Origin of the sequence: Micromonospora sp. NPDC049580 (assembly GCF_040675595.1) — a bacterium.
Lineage (GTDB): Bacteria > Actinomycetota > Actinomycetes > Mycobacteriales > Micromonosporaceae > Micromonospora.
In genome coordinates this window covers 1-18,686 of the sequence record NZ_JBFAPG010000067.1, presented here as the reverse complement: position 1 = coordinate 18,686, position 18,686 = coordinate 1, and the positions used below count along the sequence as shown (strand labels likewise).

Annotated in this window: 17 protein-coding genes; 12 read left to right on the top strand and 5 right to left on the bottom strand. The window is 72.2% G+C overall.

The features are described from left to right. The first annotated feature begins 517 nt into the window (after nt 1-517). The 4 genes from AB0J68_RS08825 (at nt 518) to AB0J68_RS08810 (ending at nt 5,397) form a co-directional block, all read left to right on the top strand. The gene (locus AB0J68_RS08825) at nt 518-1,372 is read left to right on the top strand and encodes a helix-hairpin-helix domain-containing protein (protein ID WP_363937276.1); all 855 of its coding nucleotides are present in this window, start codon (nt 518-520) and stop codon (nt 1,370-1,372) included. After that, nucleotides 1,369-3,777: a ComEC/Rec2 family competence protein gene (locus tag AB0J68_RS08820; protein ID WP_355067050.1), complete on the top strand. Its 2,409-nt coding sequence runs from the start codon at nt 1,369-1,371 to the stop codon at nt 3,775-3,777. The genes AB0J68_RS08825 and AB0J68_RS08820 overlap by 4 nt, the downstream gene beginning before the upstream one ends. A 229-nt stretch (nt 3,778-4,006) precedes the next feature. Continuing rightward, a complete protein-coding gene (gene holA, locus AB0J68_RS08815; RefSeq protein WP_363937272.1) occupies nt 4,007-4,987 on the top strand; it encodes a DNA polymerase III subunit delta in 981 nt (326 codons plus the stop codon). Continuing rightward, nucleotides 4,984-5,397 (top strand): hypothetical protein, encoded by a 414-nt coding sequence (locus AB0J68_RS08810; protein ID WP_355067051.1) that lies wholly within the window; start codon nt 4,984-4,986, stop codon nt 5,395-5,397. Before holA ends, AB0J68_RS08810 begins: the two co-directional genes overlap by 4 nt. 132 nt (nt 5,398-5,529) lie before the next feature. On the opposite strand, the gene rpsT is transcribed toward AB0J68_RS08810, so the two are convergent. Together rpsT and AB0J68_RS08800 are read right to left on the bottom strand one after the other, a co-directional pair. Next, complete coding sequence (gene rpsT / locus AB0J68_RS08805; RefSeq protein WP_007464006.1) at nt 5,530-5,796, bottom strand: 30S ribosomal protein S20; 267 nt, start codon at nt 5,794-5,796, stop codon at nt 5,530-5,532. A gap of 205 nt (nt 5,797-6,001) precedes the next feature. Beyond that, on the bottom strand, nt 6,002-6,988 hold the full coding sequence (locus tag AB0J68_RS08800; RefSeq protein WP_363937269.1) for a phosphotransferase: 987 nt from the start codon (nt 6,986-6,988) through the stop codon (nt 6,002-6,004). Between the two features lie 61 nt (nt 6,989-7,049). On the opposite strand from AB0J68_RS08800, the gene AB0J68_RS08795 reads away from it, so the two are divergent. The 7 genes from AB0J68_RS08795 (at nt 7,050) to AB0J68_RS08765 (ending at nt 14,282) form a co-directional block, all read left to right on the top strand. Then, nucleotides 7,050-7,586, top strand: coding sequence for a DUF4240 domain-containing protein (locus AB0J68_RS08795; RefSeq protein ID WP_354857963.1), 537 nt, complete (start codon nt 7,050-7,052; stop codon nt 7,584-7,586). A 117-nt stretch (nt 7,587-7,703) separates the two neighbouring features. Continuing rightward, a complete protein-coding gene (lepA, locus tag AB0J68_RS08790) occupies nt 7,704-9,578 on the top strand; it encodes a translation elongation factor 4 (protein WP_354857966.1) in 1,875 nt (624 codons plus the stop codon). Between the two features lie 365 nt (nt 9,579-9,943). Beyond that, nucleotides 9,944-10,228 carry a GlsB/YeaQ/YmgE family stress response membrane protein gene (locus tag AB0J68_RS08785; protein ID WP_344360793.1) on the top strand — a complete coding sequence of 95 codons (285 nt, stop codon included), beginning with the start codon at nt 9,944-9,946 and terminating at the stop codon, nt 10,226-10,228. Between the two features lie 224 nt (nt 10,229-10,452). Continuing rightward, on the top strand, nt 10,453-11,739 hold the full coding sequence (locus AB0J68_RS08780; protein WP_363937265.1) for a sugar ABC transporter substrate-binding protein: 1,287 nt from the start codon (nt 10,453-10,455) through the stop codon (nt 11,737-11,739). Continuing rightward, nucleotides 11,736-12,722: a sugar ABC transporter permease gene (locus tag AB0J68_RS08775; protein WP_355067055.1), complete on the top strand. Its 987-nt coding sequence runs from the start codon at nt 11,736-11,738 to the stop codon at nt 12,720-12,722. The genes AB0J68_RS08780 and AB0J68_RS08775 overlap by 4 nt, the downstream gene beginning before the upstream one ends. Then, a complete protein-coding gene (locus tag AB0J68_RS08770) occupies nt 12,719-13,549 on the top strand; it encodes a carbohydrate ABC transporter permease (protein ID WP_363937261.1) in 831 nt (276 codons plus the stop codon). Before AB0J68_RS08775 ends, AB0J68_RS08770 begins: the two co-directional genes overlap by 4 nt. A 91-nt stretch (nt 13,550-13,640) precedes the next feature. Next, on the top strand, nt 13,641-14,282 hold the full coding sequence (locus AB0J68_RS08765) for an MOSC domain-containing protein (RefSeq protein WP_363937258.1): 642 nt from the start codon (nt 13,641-13,643) through the stop codon (nt 14,280-14,282). A gap of 168 nt (nt 14,283-14,450) precedes the next feature. Here the strand turns inward: AB0J68_RS08765 and AB0J68_RS08760 are convergent, their stop codons facing one another. From AB0J68_RS08760 to AB0J68_RS08750, 3 genes are all read right to left on the bottom strand, one after another. Continuing rightward, nucleotides 14,451-15,353 carry a phytanoyl-CoA dioxygenase family protein gene (locus AB0J68_RS08760; RefSeq protein WP_363937255.1) on the bottom strand — a complete coding sequence of 301 codons (903 nt, stop codon included), beginning with the start codon at nt 15,351-15,353 and terminating at the stop codon, nt 14,451-14,453. A gap of 220 nt (nt 15,354-15,573) precedes the next feature. Further along, nucleotides 15,574-16,434: a hypothetical protein gene (locus AB0J68_RS08755; RefSeq protein ID WP_355135330.1), complete on the bottom strand. Its 861-nt coding sequence runs from the start codon at nt 16,432-16,434 to the stop codon at nt 15,574-15,576. A 259-nt stretch (nt 16,435-16,693) separates the two neighbouring features. Next, nucleotides 16,694-17,503, bottom strand: coding sequence for an enoyl-CoA hydratase-related protein (locus AB0J68_RS08750; RefSeq protein WP_355067059.1), 810 nt, complete (start codon nt 17,501-17,503; stop codon nt 16,694-16,696). Nucleotides 17,504-17,522: 19 nt separating this feature from the next. On the opposite strand from AB0J68_RS08750, the gene hemW reads away from it, so the two are divergent. Then, the coding region (gene hemW / locus AB0J68_RS08745; protein ID WP_363937279.1) for a radical SAM family heme chaperone HemW at nt 17,523-18,686 on the top strand (1,164 nt) is incomplete at its 3' end.

Sequence of the window (18,686 nt, the reverse complement as noted above, 5' to 3'; positions counted from 1 at the left end):
GGTCCCGGCGGCCCGGGCGACGCCGGGCGTCTCGGAGACCACGTAGACGCCGGCCCCGGCGACGAGGACCAGCAGGGTCCCCGCGGCGGCCAGCGAACGGCTCAGCCTTCTCTTCACGTCCATGGATTCCTCTTCGGTGGTGGGGGGTGATGGGGATGGGTGGCGGTCAGGGATCCCACGGACGTCGACGGAGGGCGGGTGTCCGTCGTGTGGGCGCACTTCAGCGGGACGGGACGTGCCGCGTGGCCCGTCCTCGGTGGACCGGCGCGGTGCGGGATCGGTCCGCCGGGCGCCGGCCCATCGTGACGTCACACGTCATACCTGTAACATTAATAGTCGTCCATGCGTGTGCGCTACCTCCCGTGCCCAGCCGCGGGTGCGCCGCGACGGCTCGTCGCCCCGGGCGGCCAGTAGCAGATCGGGACATGATCAGGGCGTTGTCCACAGTGGCGCCGGTTGTCCACAGGTCGACGCCGGAGCGCCCCGGCCTGCCGCCCGTCGGCCCTAGCGTCGCGGTGTGTCGCAGGACGAGGAGACAGAGGTACGCCAGCGTCTGCGCCGGTTGACGGCCCCGACGGGTGGCGGCGTGCCGCTCGCGGGGGCGCTCCCGTTCGGCGTGCCGCCACCCCGAGCTGGCGTGCCGCCCGCGGGGGCGCTTCCGTTCGGCGTGCCGCTGCCCCGGATCGGTGCGCCGTTGACCGACCCGGCGGCGCACGGGTCCCCCGACTCCGACGGCGGCGCCGCACGGCTGCCCGGCCCGGGGGCGTTCGATCCGGGGCGGCGCGGCGTGCGGGCGTTGGCGGTGGTCGCCCTCGTGGTGGTGCTGGCCGCCGCTGGTTGGGCCTGGCGGTCCCGGCCGCACGCGGAACCGGTCACTCCGTCGACCGGCGCGGCGGCCCCGGCCGTCTCGGCCGAGCAGGGGAGCGCGTCGCCGGCCGGCGAGCTGGTGGTGGCGGTCGCGGGCAAGGTGCGCCGGCCCGGGTTGGTGCGCCTGCCGGCCGGGGCTCGGCTCGCCGACGCCGTGCAGGCGGCCGGCGGCCCGCTGCCCGGGGTCGACGTGGCGCTGCTCAACCCCGCTCGCAAGGTCACCGACGGCGAGTTGATCGTGGTCGGGGTGACGCCATCACCGGTGCCGGGGGGTGGGGCCGACCCGGCGGCCGGCGGGGCACCGGCCGCCGGCGGGCCGCTGAACCTCAACACCGCGACGCTGGCCCAGCTCGACGCGCTGCCCGGGGTGGGGCCGGTGCTCGCCCAGCGGATCCTCGCCTACCGGGATCAGCACGGCGGGTTCAAGGGCGTCGGTGACCTGCGCCAGGTCGACGGGATCGGTGACGCGCGCTACGAACAGCTCAAGGATCTGGTGACGGTGTGAGCGGCGCTCATCCCGCGCCGTCGAGCCACCCGGACCTCGCCCAACCCCGGACCCCGCCGCCGGATCTCCGGCTCGCCGGGCTGGCCGTGGCCGCGTGGCTCACCGCGCTCACCGGCCTGCACGTCGGCGTCCGCCCGCTCCTGCTGGTGGGCGGGACAGCGGCCGTGCTGTCGGCGTTCAGCGCCCTGCACCTGCTCGGCCGACTCGGCCACCCCCGGGCTCCCGCCCGTCGGCACGGCTGGATCGCCGTCGCGGTCGGCCTCGGCGTGCTCTGTGGCGCGGCGGCAACCGCTGGCCGCCTGGCTGTCCGGGACGCGCCGCCGATCCACGTCCTGGCCGAGCAGCGCGCTCCGGTCACCGCCGAGCTGGTCGTCCGGGACGATCCGCGCCCGATCCGATCCGCCGGCCGTCCCGGCATGCTGCTGGTGTCGAGCGAGCTGATCCGGCTGACCGGTCCGAACGGCCAGCGGGTTCGGGCGTCGGCGCGGCTGCTGGTCCTGGCCACCGACCCGGGCTGGCGAGGTCTGCTGCCCGGTCAGCGCGTGACCGCCGAGGGTCGCCTCGGCCTTCCGCGCGGCGGCGACCTCACCGCTGCGGTGCTCGGCGCCACCGGGCCCCCCGAGCGTCATGGTGCGCCGTCCTGGGCGCAGCGCGCAGCCGGCACGCTGCGTGCCGGCCTGCAACGGGCCTGTGTGCCCCTCCCCGACGATCCGGGTGGCCTGCTGCCGGGGCTGGTGGTGGGGGACACGAGCCGCCTGCCGCCCGCCGTCGAGGAAGACTTCCGGGCGACCGGAATGACACACCTCAACGCTGTTTCGGGCAGCAACGTCGCGATCGTGTTGGGCGCGGTGCTGCTGTTGGCCCGCTGGGCGCGCGCCGGCCCGTGGCTCGCCGGCCTGCTCTGCGGGGTGGCGCTGGTGGGGTTCGTCATCCTGGTCCGCCCGTCGCCGAGCGTCGTCCGGGCCGCCACGATGGGGGCGATCGGGCTCGTCGCGCTGGCCGCCGGTCGACCGCGGGCCGCGCTGCCCGCACTGGCCGCCGCCGTCACGGTGCTGGTGCTGGTCGACCCCGAGCTGGCCGGTGACGCCGGGTTCGCGCTGTCCGTGCTGGCCACCGGGGGTCTGCTGCTGCTCGCGCCGCGCTGGCGGGACGGGCTGCGCCGCAGGGGTGTCCCGGCCGGACTGGCCGAGGCGTTGGCGGTGCCGGCGGCCGCCCAGGTGGCCTGCGGGCCGGTCGTCGCCGGCATTTCCGGCACGGTCAGCCTGGTGGCCGTGCCCGCCAACCTGCTGGCGGTGCCGGCCATCGCCCCCGCGACGGTGCTGGGCGTGACGGCCGCCGTGCTGTCGCCGGTCTGGCCCGCCGGGGCCGGGTTCGTCGCGTGGCTGGCGAGCTGGCCGGCCTGGTGGCTGGTCGTCATCGCCCGCCAGGGCGCCCGCCTCCCCGCCGGCACCCTGCCCTGGCCGGGCGGCGCGTGGGGCGCACTGCTGCTGGCCGGGCTGACCGTGGCGCTGCTGGTCGCCGCGCGTCGACCGCTGGTGCGCCGAGTGGTGGCGGTCGTCGCCGTCGCCGCGCTGCTCGGCGCCCTCGGCGTCCGGCTGATCGCCACCGGCTGGCCGCCGCCCGGTTGGGTGGTGGTGGCCTGTGCGGTGGGGCAGGGTGACGCCCTGGTGCTGCCCGTCGCCCCCGGCCGGGCGGTGGTGGTCGACGCCGGCCCGGACCCGGGCGCGGTGGACGCGTGCCTGCGACGGCTCGGCATCCGGGAGGTGCCGCTGTTCGTGGTCAGCCACTTCCACGCCGACCACGTGGGCGGGGTGGCCGGCGTGTTCCGGGGGCGGGGGGTGGGCGCCGTGCTGACCCCGCCATCGACGGATCCGGCGAGCGGCCGGGACGCGGTCCGCGCGGCGGCGACGAGCGGACGGGCCACGCTGCTCGGCACCACCGCCGGGGCGCTGCACCGGGTCGGCGGTGTCGACCTGCTCGTGCTCGGTCCGCCGTACCCGCTGGCCGGCACCAGATCCGATCCGAACAACAACTCGTTGATGCTGCGCGCCACGGTCGCCGGCGTGCAGATCCTGCTGCCCGGCGACGCCGAGACCGAGGAGCAGCACGCCGTGCTGGCCCGGACGGCGTCGGGACAGCTGAGGGCGGACGTGCTGAAGGTCGCCCACCACGGCTCGGCGTATCAGGACGACGGCTTCCTGGCCGCCGTACGGCCGGCCATCGCGTTGGTGCCGGTCGGCGCGGGCAACACCTACGGGCACCCGAGCCCGGCGCTTCTGGCCCGGCTCAGCAGGGGCGGCGCCCGGGTCCTGCGGACCGACACCGATGGTGACCTGGCAGCGATCCGGACCGGCCACGGACTGGCGGTGGCCCGCCGAGGGGTGCAACCCGGACGACCACCGTGAGGGTCTGTCCTGCGGACCGACACCGATGGTGACCTCGCGGCGATCCGGACCGGCCATGACCGCGGGTGGGCCGGCTCTGCCGTGGAAATTGCAGCGTTATGGAGGAAATGGTGACCGTCTTGCGGATTAGATGACGAACCGAGATAAATGTCTGGATTTGCGCTTAGTGCGGGCTGCACCGACCGGGTGGCGAATGAGCAGGCCCGTACCCGCCGTGGGCCGTGCGAATATGGGCGACGTGACCCCCGCCAGCCTCGCCCCCATTCTGCTCGTCCTCGGCGACGAGGAGCTGCTCGCCACGCGCGCCGTGACCGAAGCTGTCGAGCGGGTCCGCAGCGTCGAGACGGAGGTGGACGTTCGCGAGTACCAGGCAGGTGCGCTCACCGTCGGTGAGATCGCCGAGATGCTCAGCCCATCGCTGTTCGGCGGGCGGCGGCTGCTCATCCTGCGCTCCGGTCAGGACGCCCGCAAGGACCTGGTCGCCGCGCTGCTGGCGTACGCGAAGAATCCCGACCCGGACGTCCAGTTGCTGGTGCTGCACCTGGGCGGGGCCAAGGGCAAGGCGTTCGCCGACGGGCTGCGGTCGGCAGGCGCGATGGTGATCCCGGCGGCCAAGCTCAAGGGGCACCGCGAGCGGGTCGCCTTCGTCCGCGACGAGATCCGCCGGGCCGGCGGCAGGTGCACCGACGACGCCGCCGAGGCGCTGATCGCGGCGGTCGGCAACGACCTGCGCGAGCTGGCCGCCGCCTGCTCCCAGCTCATCGCCGACACCGACGGGCGGATCAGCGCCGAGACGGTGGCCCGCTACTACCGGGGCCGGGTCGAGGTGACCGGCTTCACGGTGGCGGATGCCACCATGGTCGGCGATGTGCCGGCCGCCCTGGAGGCGCTGCGCTGGGCCCTGCACGTCGGTGTCGACCCGGTGCCCATCGCCGACGCCCTGGCCGACGGGGTGCGTACGGTGGCCCGGGTGGCGTCGGCCGGGCGGGGCAACCCGTACCAGCTCGCCAGCAGTCTCGGAATGCCGGCCTGGAAGATCGAGCGGGCGCAGCGGCAGGGGCGCGGCTGGACGCCGGAGGGGCTGGTCCGGGCCATGCAGGTCGCCGCCGAGTGCAACGCGGCCGTCAAGGGCGGCTCGGACGACCGGGCGTACGCCCTGGAGCGCGCGGTCTTCTCGGTGGCGGCCGCCCGGCAGGGCAGCGGCCGGTGACGGGGCCGAACCGTACGGCGTGGGCCACCATGCCCGCCGACGAGGAGCGGTACCGGCCGCTCTACGCCCGGCTCCTCGGCCTGCGGTTCGTCAACCCCGGCGGGGTGCTCTGCTTCCTCTTCTTCGAAGGCGCCATCGCCCTGGCGGTGCTGCTCGCCCTCGCGGAGCTGGTGACCTGGTGGGCGGTGCTGGTGCTGCCCGTGGTGGTGGCGGCGATGGTCAAGCTCAACGACATGGTGGCCGCCGTGGTGGTCCGTTCCGCCGCGCTCGTGCCCGAGCAGGAGCGGGACCGTTTCCGTCGGCAGATGGAGCCGGTCGTCGGCCGGGCCCGGGTCTCGAACGTCGTGACCGCGGTGGTGGTCACGACCGACCCGGTGCGGCCGACCCGCCGCACCGACCCGTCGGACTGACCGCCGCCGAGGCCACGACACGGGCACGCCGATCGGCCTGCCGACGCCACGCCGGCACGTCGACCCGTCCGTGGACACACGGAAGCCCCGGACCGGGGGTCCGGGGCTTTCCGAATCAGTCTGACGGAGTCGTCAGGCGGAGAGTGCCACCACGCGCTTCGCGATCGCGGACTTGCGGTTCGCGGCCTGGTTGGAGTGGATCACGCCCTTGCTGACGGCCTTGTCCAGCTTGCGAGAGGCGTCCAGCATGAGGGCGGTGGCCTTCTCGACGTCACCGGCCTCGGCAGCCTCGTTGAACTTCCGGACGGCGGTCTTCAGCGACGACTTGACCGACTTGTTGCGCAGCCGGGCCTTCTCGTTCTGCCGGTTGCGCTTGATCTGGGACTTGATGTTCGCCACGCGACAGCCTCGTCTTGATAGCTCGGGTTGGTCAGCTTATGCGCGTGATGACGAACATGCGTCATCGCTGCGCGAAGAGCCAGGTTACCAGGTCGCCCGGGACGAGCCAAAACGGCTCGGTCAACGTGCGGCCCATCCCGGCCCGACGACCACCAGACTACGCCCCCGGCAGACCGGCCCCGCGTCAGCGCCAGGCCGGCCCGCGTCACCGCCAGCCCTGCCGGCGGGCGAGCCAGTCGAGGGCCTGTTCGCCGCTCCACCGCTGGTGCGCCGACCGGTGCGGTGAGGCCGTCGCCGGTGTCGCGTCCGCCCCGGTGAGGTAGTAGCCGGCCAGCGCGGCCAGGGTGGCGTCCAGCGCGTCCGGGGGAGCGCCCGCCGACGCCGGGTGTCCGGCGAAGAGTCGGTCGGTGTCCAGGCCGCTGGCGTACGCGGTGAGCAGCAGGCTCACGAGGTCGAACCAGGCCGGCCCGGAACAGGCCCAGGTCCAGTCGCAGAACCAGGCCCGACCGTCACCGCCGATGAGCACGTTGTCCACCCGCAGGTCGCCGTGGATCATGCCGGTCGCGCCGTCCGCGTACCGGGGGAGGCGGGACTCCAGCGCCACCAGCTCTGGCAGTCGGCCCCGGGCGGCGGCGGGCAGCGCCGGGAGCGGCTCCCGGCCGGCGGCGACCTCCTCCCACCACAGGATGTCCGAGCGGGCCAGCTCGGCGAGATGTGGCAGGCCGAGCGCGGTCAGCCCGGCCGGCGAGGCGGCCAGGGCGGCGGCGACCTCGGCGTACGCGGCGAGCGTGGCGTCCAGCTCGGTCCGCGTCCAGGGCAGGCGCGGGGTGTGGCCGTCGACCGCGTCGGTGCAGAGCGCGAACCAGCCGACCTCGTCCAGCGTCCACCGCAGGCGGGGCGCCGGCAGGCCGGCCGGCAGCCGGTCGAGGATCGCGGCCTCCCGCGCGTACCCCTGCACGAGGCGCGGTTGCTCGACGGCGGGTGCCGCCTTGACGAAGGCCCGACCACCGTCGGCGGTGTCGAGCACGGCGGCGAACCCCCGGGTGAAGCCGGCGGCGGCGATCCGGGCGGTGACCACCGGTGCGCCGAGGCGCCCGGCGATGGCGGCCCGCAGCGCCGCCGGCAGGGCCGGCCACGACGGGCGCAGCGCACCCGCGTGGTACGGCACCGGGGGCAGCGGCGGGGAGGACACCCCACCATGCTGCCCCGGGGTACGTGCGCGGCGCGCGGCGACACTGCCAGACTGCCAAGCCATGAGGACCGAGGACTTCTGGCAGCTGATCGACCAGGCCCGCGCCGGGGGCGGGGGAGAGCCCGGGCCGGTCGCCGCGCGGGCCGTCGCCCTGCTCGCCGAGCGCGACCCGGAGGACATCGTCGGGTACGCCCACCACCAGCGCAGGGTGCTGGCGGCCTCGCACAAGGCGGACCTGTGGGGCGCGGCGTACCTGATCAACGGCGGAGCCTCCGCGGACGGCTTCGAGCACTTCCGGGGCTGGCTGATGACCCAGGGGCGGGCGGTCTTCGCCCGCGCGGTCAGCGACCCCGACTCGCTGGCCGAACTGCCCCAGGTGCGGGCCGCCTCGCTCAGCGGAGAGGAGTTCTCCGCCGAGCAGATGCTCACGGTGCCCTGGGACGCGTACCGCAAGGCCACCGCGTCGGAGCTGCCGGAGGACCGCGAGCCGGTGCGTACGCCCGACCTCAACGACTTCTGGGACTTCGACGACGAGGAGGAGGCCCGCCGCCGCCTGCCCCGGCTGGCCGCGCTGTTCGTCGAGCCGCCCATGGAGTGAGAGGTCGCCGGGGCCGATCCGTCGCCCGCGCAGCGGGCGTACCCCGGCGGCGTGGGAACATGGAGGGGGTCGGCGGCGCGCCGGCCTGTTCACGTCAGCCGACCAGAACGGACCGCTGTGCCACCGAAGCTCGATCCCGGCGCGAACGCCCCTGGTGCCACCGACCCCGGTCGCATCCGGAACTTCGGCATTATCGCCCACATCGACCACGGGAAGTCGACCCTGGCCGACCGGATGTTGCAGCTCACCGGCGTGGTCGACCCCCGGCAGATGCGCGCGCAGTACCTGGACCGGATGGACATCGAGCGCGAGCGCGGCATCACCATCAAGAGCCAGGCCGTCCGGATGCCGTGGACCATCCGCGACGGCGAGCGGGCCGGTGAGCACGCGGTGCTCAACATGATCGACACCCCGGGGCACGTCGACTTCACCTACGAGGTGTCCCGGTCGCTGGCCGCCTGCGAGGGCGCCGTGCTGCTGGTCGACGCGGCGCAGGGCATCGAGGCGCAGACCCTGGCCAACCTCTACCTGGCGCTCGAGAACGACCTGCGCATCATTCCGGTGCTCAACAAGATCGACCTGCCGGCCGCCCAGCCGGAGAAGTACGCCGAGGAGTTGGCCCACCTCATCGGCGGGGACCCCGCCGACTGCATCCGGGTCTCCGGCAAGACCGGCGAGGGCGTGCCGTACCTGCTCGACGAGATCGTCCGGCAGTTCATCCCGCCGGTCGGCGACGCCGAGGCGCCCGCCCGGGCGATGATCTTCGACTCGGTGTACGACGTCTACCGCGGCGTCGTCACGTACGTTCGGGTCATCGACGGCCGGATCAGCGCCCGCGACCGGATCAAGATGATGTCCACCGGGGCGGTGCACGAGCTGCTGGAGATCGGCGTCATCTCACCGGAGATGGTGAAGGCCGAGGCGCTCGGCGTCGGCGAGGTCGGCTACCTGATCACCGGTGTGAAGGACGTCCGGCAGTCCCGGGTCGGTGACACGGTCACCATCAACGCCCGGCCGGCGGCCGAGGCGCTGGGTGGCTACAAGGACCCGAAGCCGATGGTCTACTCCGGCCTCTACCCGATCGACGGGTCCGACTACCCGAACCTGCGTGAGGCCCTGGACAAGCTCAAGCTCAACGACGCAGCCCTGGACTACGAGCCGGAGACCTCCGGCGCGCTCGGGTTCGGCTTCCGCTGCGGCTTCCTCGGCCTGCTCCACCTGGAGATCATCCGGGAGCGGCTGGAGCGCGAGTACAACCTCGACCTGATCTCCACCGCACCCAACGTGGTGTACCGGGCGATCACCGACGACGGTGCCGAGATCGTCGTCACCAACCCCAGCGAGTACCCCACCGGCAAGATCGCCGAGGTGTACGAGCCGGTGGTGCGGGCCACCGTGCTGACGCCCAACGACTACGTGGGCGCGGTGATGGAGCTCTGCCAGGGCCGGCGCGGCAGCCTGCTCGGAATGGACTACCTCTCCGCCGACCGGGTGGAGCTGCGCTACACCCTGCCCCTCGCCGAGATCATCTACGACTTCTTCGACCAGTTGAAGAGCCGGACCAAGGGCTACGCCTCACTCGACTACGAGCCGTCCGGCGAGCAGGCGTCCGACCTGGTGAAGGTGGACATCCTGCTGCACGGCGAGCCGGTGGACGCGTTCAGCGCCATCGTGCACAAGGACAAGGCGTACAACTACGGCGTCACGATCGCCGCCAAGCTGCGCACCCTCATCCCGCGCCAGCAGTTCGAGGTGCCGATCCAGGCGGCCATCGGCAGCCGGGTCATCGCCCGGGAGACCATCCGCGCGATCCGCAAGGACGTCCTCGCCAAGTGCTACGGCGGTGACATCAGCCGTAAGCGCAAGCTGCTGGAGAAGCAGAAGGAAGGCAAGAAGCGGATGAAGATGGTCGGCCGCGTCGAGGTGCCGCAGGAAGCCTTCATCGCCGCCCTGTCCTCCGACTCCGGCGACGCCAAGGCCACCAAGAAGTAACCCCCCGGCCCGCCCCCTGCCTCCGGGCCCCCGGGGTCACCCGTGTTGATCAAGAGGTTTGCGTCAGTGGAGGCCCTGATCCTGACGCAAACCTCTTGATCACCGACGTGGGGCGAGGGTCTGGGCCTGGTCGGGTGCGGCTGAGGGAGAAAATTTTTGGCCGCGTGGGCGGGGTCGTCGCCCTGGGCAACATGTTGCCTGACCTGTGTGGACGCGCTCCCACCCCAATCGACGCAGCCGTCCGGCATCGACGCCGACAACTTCTCTGCGGTTGAGTCGGTTTGGTTTTTCGGTGGGTCGGGAACTTAGTCGCCACGACAGGAAGCACACATTGTGTGTCAGACATTCTTAGAAGGAGGGCGACCGTGGAGCTCACCGTGTGGGGCATCATCACTGCCATCGTTGTTGGTCTCATCGTCGGGGCGCTCGGCCGCCTGGTTGTTCCGGGTCGGCAGAACATGCCGATGTGGCTGCACCTGCTGATCGGTGTTGGTGCGGCTCTGCTGGGTACGGTGCTGGCGCGGGCGATGGGTATCGCGACCGAGACGGCCGGTATCGACTGGACGGAGCTGCTGGTGCAGGTCGTGGTGGCCGCGATCGCGGTCGCGCTGGTGGCCGGCGTGGGTCGCCGCCGCAGCGTCACCCGGTAACAACCTGGCATCACCGCACCACGGAAAAGGGCGCCCGACCACTGGTCGGGCGCTCTTTCGTGGTGAAGTGCCCGGATTCGGCCCGATGCCACGGGCCCGTCGGGTCGGTTCCCTGCGGTACGGTCGCGACGCTTCGGCCTGCCCGCCCACTGTCGTAAAGGATTTCTTCGTACTAAGGTGCGGCGGAGAAGGTAAGTTCCAGGCGGCGCGAGGGGAGAAGTGGCGTGAACAGGTGGAAGCGGCTGGCCCCGGTCACCGCCGTGGTGGCCTCGGCCGCGATGGTGCTGACCGGCTGCGGAGGCTCCGACGACAAGGCGGGCGACGACAGCAAGCTCACGGTCTGGATGATGGGCGAGGGCGGCGACGCGCAGAACAAGTTCCTCGACGGCGTCGAGGCGGAGTTCCGCCAGAAGCACCCCGACACCGATGTGGTCGTGCAGTACATCCCCTGGCTGGAGGCGCCCAAGAAGTTCCAGGCCGCGCTCGCCGGTGGTGAGGGACCGGACATCACCGAGCTGGGCAACACCGAGACCCAGGGCTGGGCCGCGCAGGAGGCGCTCGCCGACGTCAGCGGCCGGATGGGCGGCTGGGCCGACGGCAAGGACCTGCTGCCCGACCTGGTCCGCAACGCGCAGCTCGACGGCAAGCAGTACGGCGTCCCCTGGTACGCGGGCGTGCGGGCGATCTACTACCGCACCGACTGGTTCGCCGAGGCGGGCGTCCAGCCGCCGAAGACCTGGGACGACCTGGTCACCGTGGCCAAGACCGTGCAGGCGAAGAAGCCGGGCACCTACGGCATCGCGCTGCCGGGCAACTCCGAGCTGCCCTTCTACTCCTTCCTCTGGGGCGCGGGCGCGGAGATCGCGACCAACCAGGGCGGCGCCTGGAAGTCCGGCTACACGACGCCGGAGGCGCAGCGGGCCGTCAAGTACTGGACCGACCTCGTGACCGTCCACAAGGTGGCCCCGCCGGCCGCCGCCGGGTGGAACGAGATCGACGCGCGCACCCAGTTCGCCACCGGCAAGGCCGCCATGGCGTTCGCCGGTAGCTGGCAGCAGGCCGCCATCAAGAAGGACAACCCCGAGATCGAGAAGGTCTGGGGTACGTTCCCGATCCCCGGCCCGGACGGCAAGGCCGCGCCCGGCTTCGCGGGCGGTTCGGACGTGGCGATCTGGAAGGACAGCCAGCGCCAGGATCTGGCCTGGGACTACCTGACGGTGCTGCTGAACAAGAAGAACTCGCAGAGCTTCGCGAGCAGCCTCGGCTTCTTCCCGGTCTACCAGGATCTGGTCGCCGGTGACACGTACGCCAACGACAAGGTGATGGCGGCGTTCGCCACCACCATGCAGAACACCAAGCTCACGCCGCTCACCCCGAAGTGGGTGGAGGTCAGCCGGACGAAGACGGTGACCCAGGCGATGAACAGCTCGGTCATGAAGGGTCAGAAGACGGTCGAGAAGGCCACCGCCGACGCGGCCGCCGAGATGGAAGGCATCTTGAACAGCAAGTGAGCTCACTGACCAAGAGCGCCGAGACGTCCGCCGCGCGGGAGACCCCCGCGCGGCGGCGTCGCCCGGTGGACCGCCTGCCGTACCTGCTTCTCCTGCCCGCACTCGTCATCATCGGGGTGCTGCTGCTCTGGCCGCTCGGCCAGGTGGTGGCGATGTCCTTCTACCGGCTCAACAGCGTCCGGCAGTTGCGCGGCGACCGGGAGTGGCCGTGGGTGGGGCTCGGCAACTACACCGACATCCTCTCCGACCCGTTCTTCCTGACGGTGCTGCGCAACACGGTGCTGTTCGCCGCGGCGAACGTGCTGCTCACGATGGTGCTCGGCACCCTGGTCGGGCTGCTGCTCAACCGGCTCGGCCGCAAGATGGCCACCTTCGTCGCCAGTTGCGTGATGCTCGCCTGGGCCACCCCGGCGCTCACCGGCACGATCGTCTGGAAGTGGATCTTCGACGACACCAGCGGCCTGGTCACCTGGCTGTTCAACGCGCTGCCGGACGGGTTCTCCCACGCCCTGTTCGGCCGCAGCGACTGGACCGGCTACGGCTGGTTCAACTCGCCGCTGCTCTTCTTCGCCATCCTCACCCTGGTGGTCGTGTGGCACTCGTTCCCGTTCATCGCGGTGAGCGTGCTCGCCGGCCTGAAGAGCGTGCCGAGTGAGTTGCACGAGGCGGCCCGGGTGGACGGCGCCAGCCCGTGGCGGGTCTTCTGGAAGATCACGTTCCCGCTGCTGCGCCCGGTCTTCGGGATCCTGATCGTGCTCTCCACCATCTGGGACTTCAAGGTCTTCACCCAGCAGTTCGTCCTGGCCGGCGGCACCCAGGACCGGCCGACGTTCATGCTCTCCATCTACTCGTACGCCGAAGCCTTCTCTCCGCCACCGAAGTACGGCCTCGGCGCGGCCATCGCGGTGATCCTCACGCTGATCCTGCTCGTGGTGACCGGCTTCTACGTACGGATGGTGCTCAGGCAGGAGGACGAGTCGTGAAGAAGGTGGCCCTCAACGCCGCCGGGCTGCTGGTCGCGCTCTTCGCCGCGTTCCCGGTCTACTGGATGGTCTCGACCTCGTTGAAGCCGAGCAGCGAAATCTTCTCGTCCGCCCCGCAGCCGGTGCCGGCCCACCCGACGCTGGCGCACTACCGGGAGATCCTGACCGGCAACCTGATCCCCGGCGTCAGCTTCCTGGACTTCTTCCTCAACAGCGCTATCGTCGCCGTCTCCACTGTGGTGCTCAGCGGCCTGGTCGCCCTGCTCGCCGCGACGGCGGTGGCCCGGTTCCGCTTCACGCTGCGGACCAGCTTCCTGATCATGCTGCTCGTGGTGCAGATGATCCCGCTGGAGGCGTTGGTCATCCCGCTGTTCCTGATGATCCAGCGGCTCGGGCTCTACAACACCCTGCCCAGCCTGATCCTCACGTACCTCGGCTTCTCGCTGCCGTTCGCGGTCTGGATGCTGCGCGGTTTCGTCGCTGCCGTGCCCAAGGAGCTGGAGGAGGCGGCGGCCATCGACGGCGCGAGCCGGGCCCAGACGTTCCGTCGGGTGCTGTTCCCGCTCGTCGCGCCCGGCCTGGTCGCCACCAGCATCTTCTCCTTCATCACCGCGTGGAACGAGCTGATCTTCGCGTTGACGTTCATCAACGACCAGGGTCGCTACACGCTGCCGGTGGCGATGACGTTCTTCTTCGGCCGCGACGACACCAACTGGGGGCCGGTCATGGCCGCCTCCACCCTGTTCACCCTGCCGGTCATCATCTTCTTCCTGCTGGTGCAGCGGCGGATGGTCTCCGGCCTGGTGGCCGGCGCCGTCAAGGGCTGACCGGTCGTACCCGACCCCCGGCGGTCAGTCGGGGGGGTTGACGCAGCGTCAAGGTCAAGCCCGTACCGCGGATTCACCTAGGCTGTCCGTCATGACGGGCAGGGTGGCAGCGGTGAACCTCGGCATCGTGACCGAGGCGGCGTGGGCGGGCGACGCGAGCGGTCGCAGCGGCATCGACAAGCGACCGGTCGACGGGCCCGTGGCGGTGCTCACCGGTGGCCTGGCCGGTGACTTCATCGGCGAGCGGGCCGTGCACGGCGGGCCGGACAAGGCCGTCTACGCGTACGCCGAGGAGGACGCCGCGTGGTGGTCGGCCGAGATCGGCCGGTCGGTCCGCCCGGGCGGCTTCGGGGAGAACCTGACCACCTACGCCGTCGACGTGACCGGCGCGGTCATCGGCGAACAGTGGGCGGTGGGCACAGCGGTGCTCCAGGTGACGATGCCGCGTACTCCCTGCACGACGTTCGCGGGCTTCTGGGGTGTGCCCGACCTGATCCGGCGCTTCACCGTGCGGGCCTCCCCGGGGGCGTACCTGCGGGTGCTGCGCGAGGGCGAGGTGGGTGCCGGCGACCCGGTCGAGGTGGTGGAGCGGCCCGCGCACGGGGTGACCATCGGCGAGGTGTTCCGGGCGACCAGCCTGGAGCCGGAGCTGCTGCCCCGCCTGCTCGACGCGGGCGACCTGCCGGAGCCGATCCGGGAGAAGGCCCGCCGCCGCCTGGCCTCGCGCGGCTGACCGCGCCGCCGCGAGGAACGCACGGCTGAGCGCGGTGCCGAGACGACACGCCAGCGTTGGGTAGCCGGCCGTCACGCTACCGACAGCGCGGCACCGGATGGCCCGGAAGCGGATACGAGAACGGCCCCCCGCCGACGGTGGCGGGGGGCCGTTCGCAGACGCAGGTGATCAGCGCAGCCAGGGGATGTTGCGGTCCAGCAGCCCGCGCTCCTTGAGCTCCTTGCGCAGCGGGATCTCGTCGTCGACGTACCCGTCCCAGTTGATGCCCCAGTAGTTGGCGGTGTGGGTGCCCTCACCGATCAGCTGGCGCTGCACGGGGGTGCGGTTGCGGTACCACTCGCCGTTCAGGTCCGGGTGCAGCTCGTCGAGCGGCCGGATCCAGCGGTAGGTGTAGCCGACGAAGAGCATCTTGCGGGTGATGGTCGACAGGTTCGTCGAGCGGGAGTGCCACTGCCGACGGTCGAAGATGAACGCGTCGCCCGGGTTCGCGGTGATCTCCACCGTGCCCTCCGGGTCCGGGTTGTGCACGCTGAGGTCCTTCGGCCGGTCCAGCGAGTTCCACAGGTGGCTGCCCGGGATGACCTTGGTGGCGCCGCGGCCGGTCTCCGACAGGTCGGACAGCACGTACGCGACCTTCAGCGAGAACATCGGCCGGGGCAGGTTCGGGTCCATCGTCTCCGGGTCGGAGTTCTGCCGGTACCCGTCCTGGTGCCAGCCCCAGTACGGCTTCTCCGGCTCGGCGGCCGGCGGGGTGACGTCCAGGTGGTTGTGGTGGGTGTAGATGTTCCAGCCGGCCAGCCCCCACATGTACGGGAAGGCGATCGGGTGGGTGAGCAGCTCGCCGAAGAGCTCGTCACGCTCCAGGAAGCCCAGCAGGTGCAGCGTGCCGTCCTTCTTGGTGTTGCCCTTGGCCTGCTCCTCCGCGTAGACGCGGTCGACAGCCGCCTCCAGCGCCGCCCGGTGGTCCTCCGTCAGGACGTTGCGCAGCAGGAGGAAGCCCTGCTCGTGGAACTCCTTGCGGTCAGTGTCGCTGATCGGTTCGTAGCCGGTCCGGTCGCCGTAATCGAACACCGCGTCGTACCCCTCCCCATGAGGTGAAACCATTTCTGGCACAGGCCGCCGATCGTAACGCGACTGTCCAGACATCGGGGAGGGCGTGCGGCGCGGGCGGACCCGGACCAGACCATGTGCAGCGGTACTGCTGCGGACAGTGAGATTCCTGTGGTCAATTGGGCATCATGTGGTGCGGTGCCCGATTGTGCGGTGACTGCCGGTTAAGAGATCCGGGTCGTCAGCCCTCGGCGAAGACCTCGGCCACCACCTGACCCGCGGGGCCCTGCTCGCCGGTGACCCGGCCCCAGGTGCCGTTGCGGGCGGTCCACTCCAGGTCGCCGAAGCGGACCCGCTTCACCCCGTGGTCCTGGGCGTGCGAGACCAGCCAGTGCGCGTACCGCCAACCGTCGCGCTGGTCGTCCGCCGTCACCGCCAGCCCGGTCTGGCTGGCCGGGCCGGCGCTCGACACGCCCCAGTCCAGCACCAGGTTGCGGGTCAGTTGGGCGGTCGCCGCCGCGCCGTGCATCACCGGGGTACGCCCCACCGTGCAGGCCACCGCGCCGGTGACGTCGCCGAGCAGGGCCTTGCTGAGCACCTCGGAGTCGTCGGCCCACTTCTCGTACGCCTCGGGGAACGCCGAGCGCTGCACCCGCTGGGCGGCATCGGTGACCCGCATCTTCTCCCAGCCGCGCACCTTCTTCAGCGCCGCGTAGAACCTGTTCGCCGCGTAGCGGGAGTCGCGGATCTGCGCCGACGTGCCCCAGCCCTGACTCGGGCGCTGCTGGAACAGGCCGACCGAGTCCCGGTCGCCGTCGGCGAGGTTGCGCAGCCCCGACTCCTGGTAGGCGGTGGCCAGCGCGATCACCACGGCCCGCTCCGGCATTCCGCGCTGGGCGCCGATCGCCGCGATGGTCGCCGCGTTGGCCATCTGCTCGACGTCCAGCGCGACCCGGCCGTCGGCCTGGACCGTGCAGGTGCGTCCCGCCCGCGGCAGTCGAAGTTGATCCCCGACCTGCCGGACGACGAGCCAGATCGCGATCACAGCGACGAGGATGAGCACCACTCCACCCGCCACGGCTGCCCGAGTTCGCACCCACACCCCCTGATCGACAGTTCGACAAGCGTACGTCCCCGGTGGCGTCGTCCGGGTCGTCCGACCGGTTCGGGGTCCGCGCTGCCGCCGCGTACCGATCGGGACGTTCCCGCTCCGGCGCCGAACTCACCTGCCGCGCCGACCGGGCTCTGGGTTGTCTGCCACGTCACCCGACCTGGACGCCGGGAAGCGATTGACCGGTCAAGGACTTGACCGATTGACACGTCCCGGCCCTACCCGGCACGTTCAGCGGCGCGTCCCGCCCCTACCCGGCATGATCAGCGGAACCACCGTCCAGAGCGGCCACCCATCGAGCCAATCTCTTTTCCCGGAAGGCCAGGACCCCCTCGCGCCCCTCGTCGGAGAGGAAGTAACCGGTCGAGAGGGCGGACAGCCGCGCCAGGTCGGCCCGCAGCTCGGTGGTGCCCGGTCGGCGCAGCAGCTCCTTCGCGCCGGCCAGCGCGCCGGGCGCGCCGCGCACCAGCGAGTCGCAGTAGCGCCGTACCGCGTCGTCCAGCCCGTCGGCCGGCACGGCGGCCGTGACCAGGCCGATCTCGGCCGCCCGTCGGCCGTCGAAGGTGTCGCCGGTCAGGTACAGCTCGGCGGCGGCACGCGGGTGCAGGCGGGGCAGCACGGTTGCCGAGATCACCGCCGGGATCACCCCGATCCGCACCTCGGTGAAGGCGAACGTCGCCTCGTCGGCGCAGACCGCCAGGTCGGCGGCCGCGATCAGGCCCAGCCCGCCGGCCCGAGCCGGCCCGGCGACCCGCGCGAGCACCGGCTTCGGGCAGTCCCAGAGCGCCGCCAGCACGTCCCCCAGCATCCCGGCCGGCACCGTGCCGCTGGCGTACGCCGCGGCGGTCTCCTTCAGGTCCGCGCCCGCGCAGAAGACCGGGCCCGTGTGGTCCAGCACGATCACCCGGACCGCGTCGTCGGCCACCGCGTCGGCCAGTCCGGCCAGCAACTGGGTCATCAGGGCGGTGGAGAGCGCATTGCGGTTGTGTGGGCTGTCCAGGGTGAGGGTGGTCACCCCACGGGCCGTGGCGACCCGCACGAGGACGTCGGGAGAGGTCATGCCGGGCACACTAGTGGCCATGCCCGGCGTCCTTCCAGATGGTGAGACCGTCCCCGTCGACGGATCGCTGCCCGCCACCGCCACCTCGGCGGTCGGCGCGCGCGGCTTCGGCGTGTACGTCCACGTGCCGTTCTGCGCCAGTCGCTGCGGCTACTGCGACTTCAACACCTACACGGCCGCCGAGCTGGGCGGGGGCGCCAGCCGCGAGGCGTACGCCGACACCGTGCTGGCCGAGCTGTCGCTCGCCGCCCGGGTGCTCGGCGACAGTCCGCCGCCCCGGGTCGACACGGTCTTCGTCGGCGGCGGCACCCCGACCCTGCTCCCCGCCGACGACCTGGCCCGCATCCTCGACGGCATCGACCGCACCTGGGGGCTCGCCGCCGACGTCGAGGTGACCACCGAGGCCAACCCGGAGTCGGTGACCCCGGAGTCGTTGCGGCGGCTGCGGGCAGCCGGCTACACCCGGATCTCGCTGGGCATGCAGTCCGCCTCCCCGGGGGTGCTGGCGATCCTGGACCGCAAACACAGCGCCGGTCGGGCCACCGCCGCCGCCCTGGAGGCACGCGACGCCGGGTTCGAGCACGTCAACCTGGACCTGATCTACGGCACGCCGGGGGAGCGGGCCGAGGACTTCGCCGCAACCCTGGAGCAGGTCGTCGCCGCCGGGGTCGATCACGTCAGCGCGTACGCCCTCATCGTCGAGGACGGCACCCGGCTCGCCGCCCGGATGCGGCGCGGCGAGCTGGCGTACCCCAGCGACGACGTCGCCGCGGACCGCTACCTGGCCGCGGAGGCCGCCCTCGACGCGGCCGGCCTGTCCTGGTACGAGGTGTCCAACTGGGCGCGCACCGACGCGGCCCGGTGCCGGCACAACCTGCTCTACTGGACCGGCGCGGACTGGTGGGGGCTCGGCCCGGGGGCGCACAGCCACGTCGGCGGGGTGCGCTGGTGGAACGTGAAGCACCCCACGACGTACGCCCAGCGGCTGGCCTCCGGCGCGTCACCCGGCCTGGCCCGCGAGGTGCTCACCGTCGACGAGGCCCACATGGAGGACGTGATGCTCCGGCTGCGGCTCGCCAGCGGGCTGCCGCTGGCGGTGCTCGACGCGGCCGGTCGGGCCGGCGCCGAGCGGGCCAGGCCGGGTGACGCGCCGGAGGCCAGCCGCTGGGCGTACGTCGTGGGG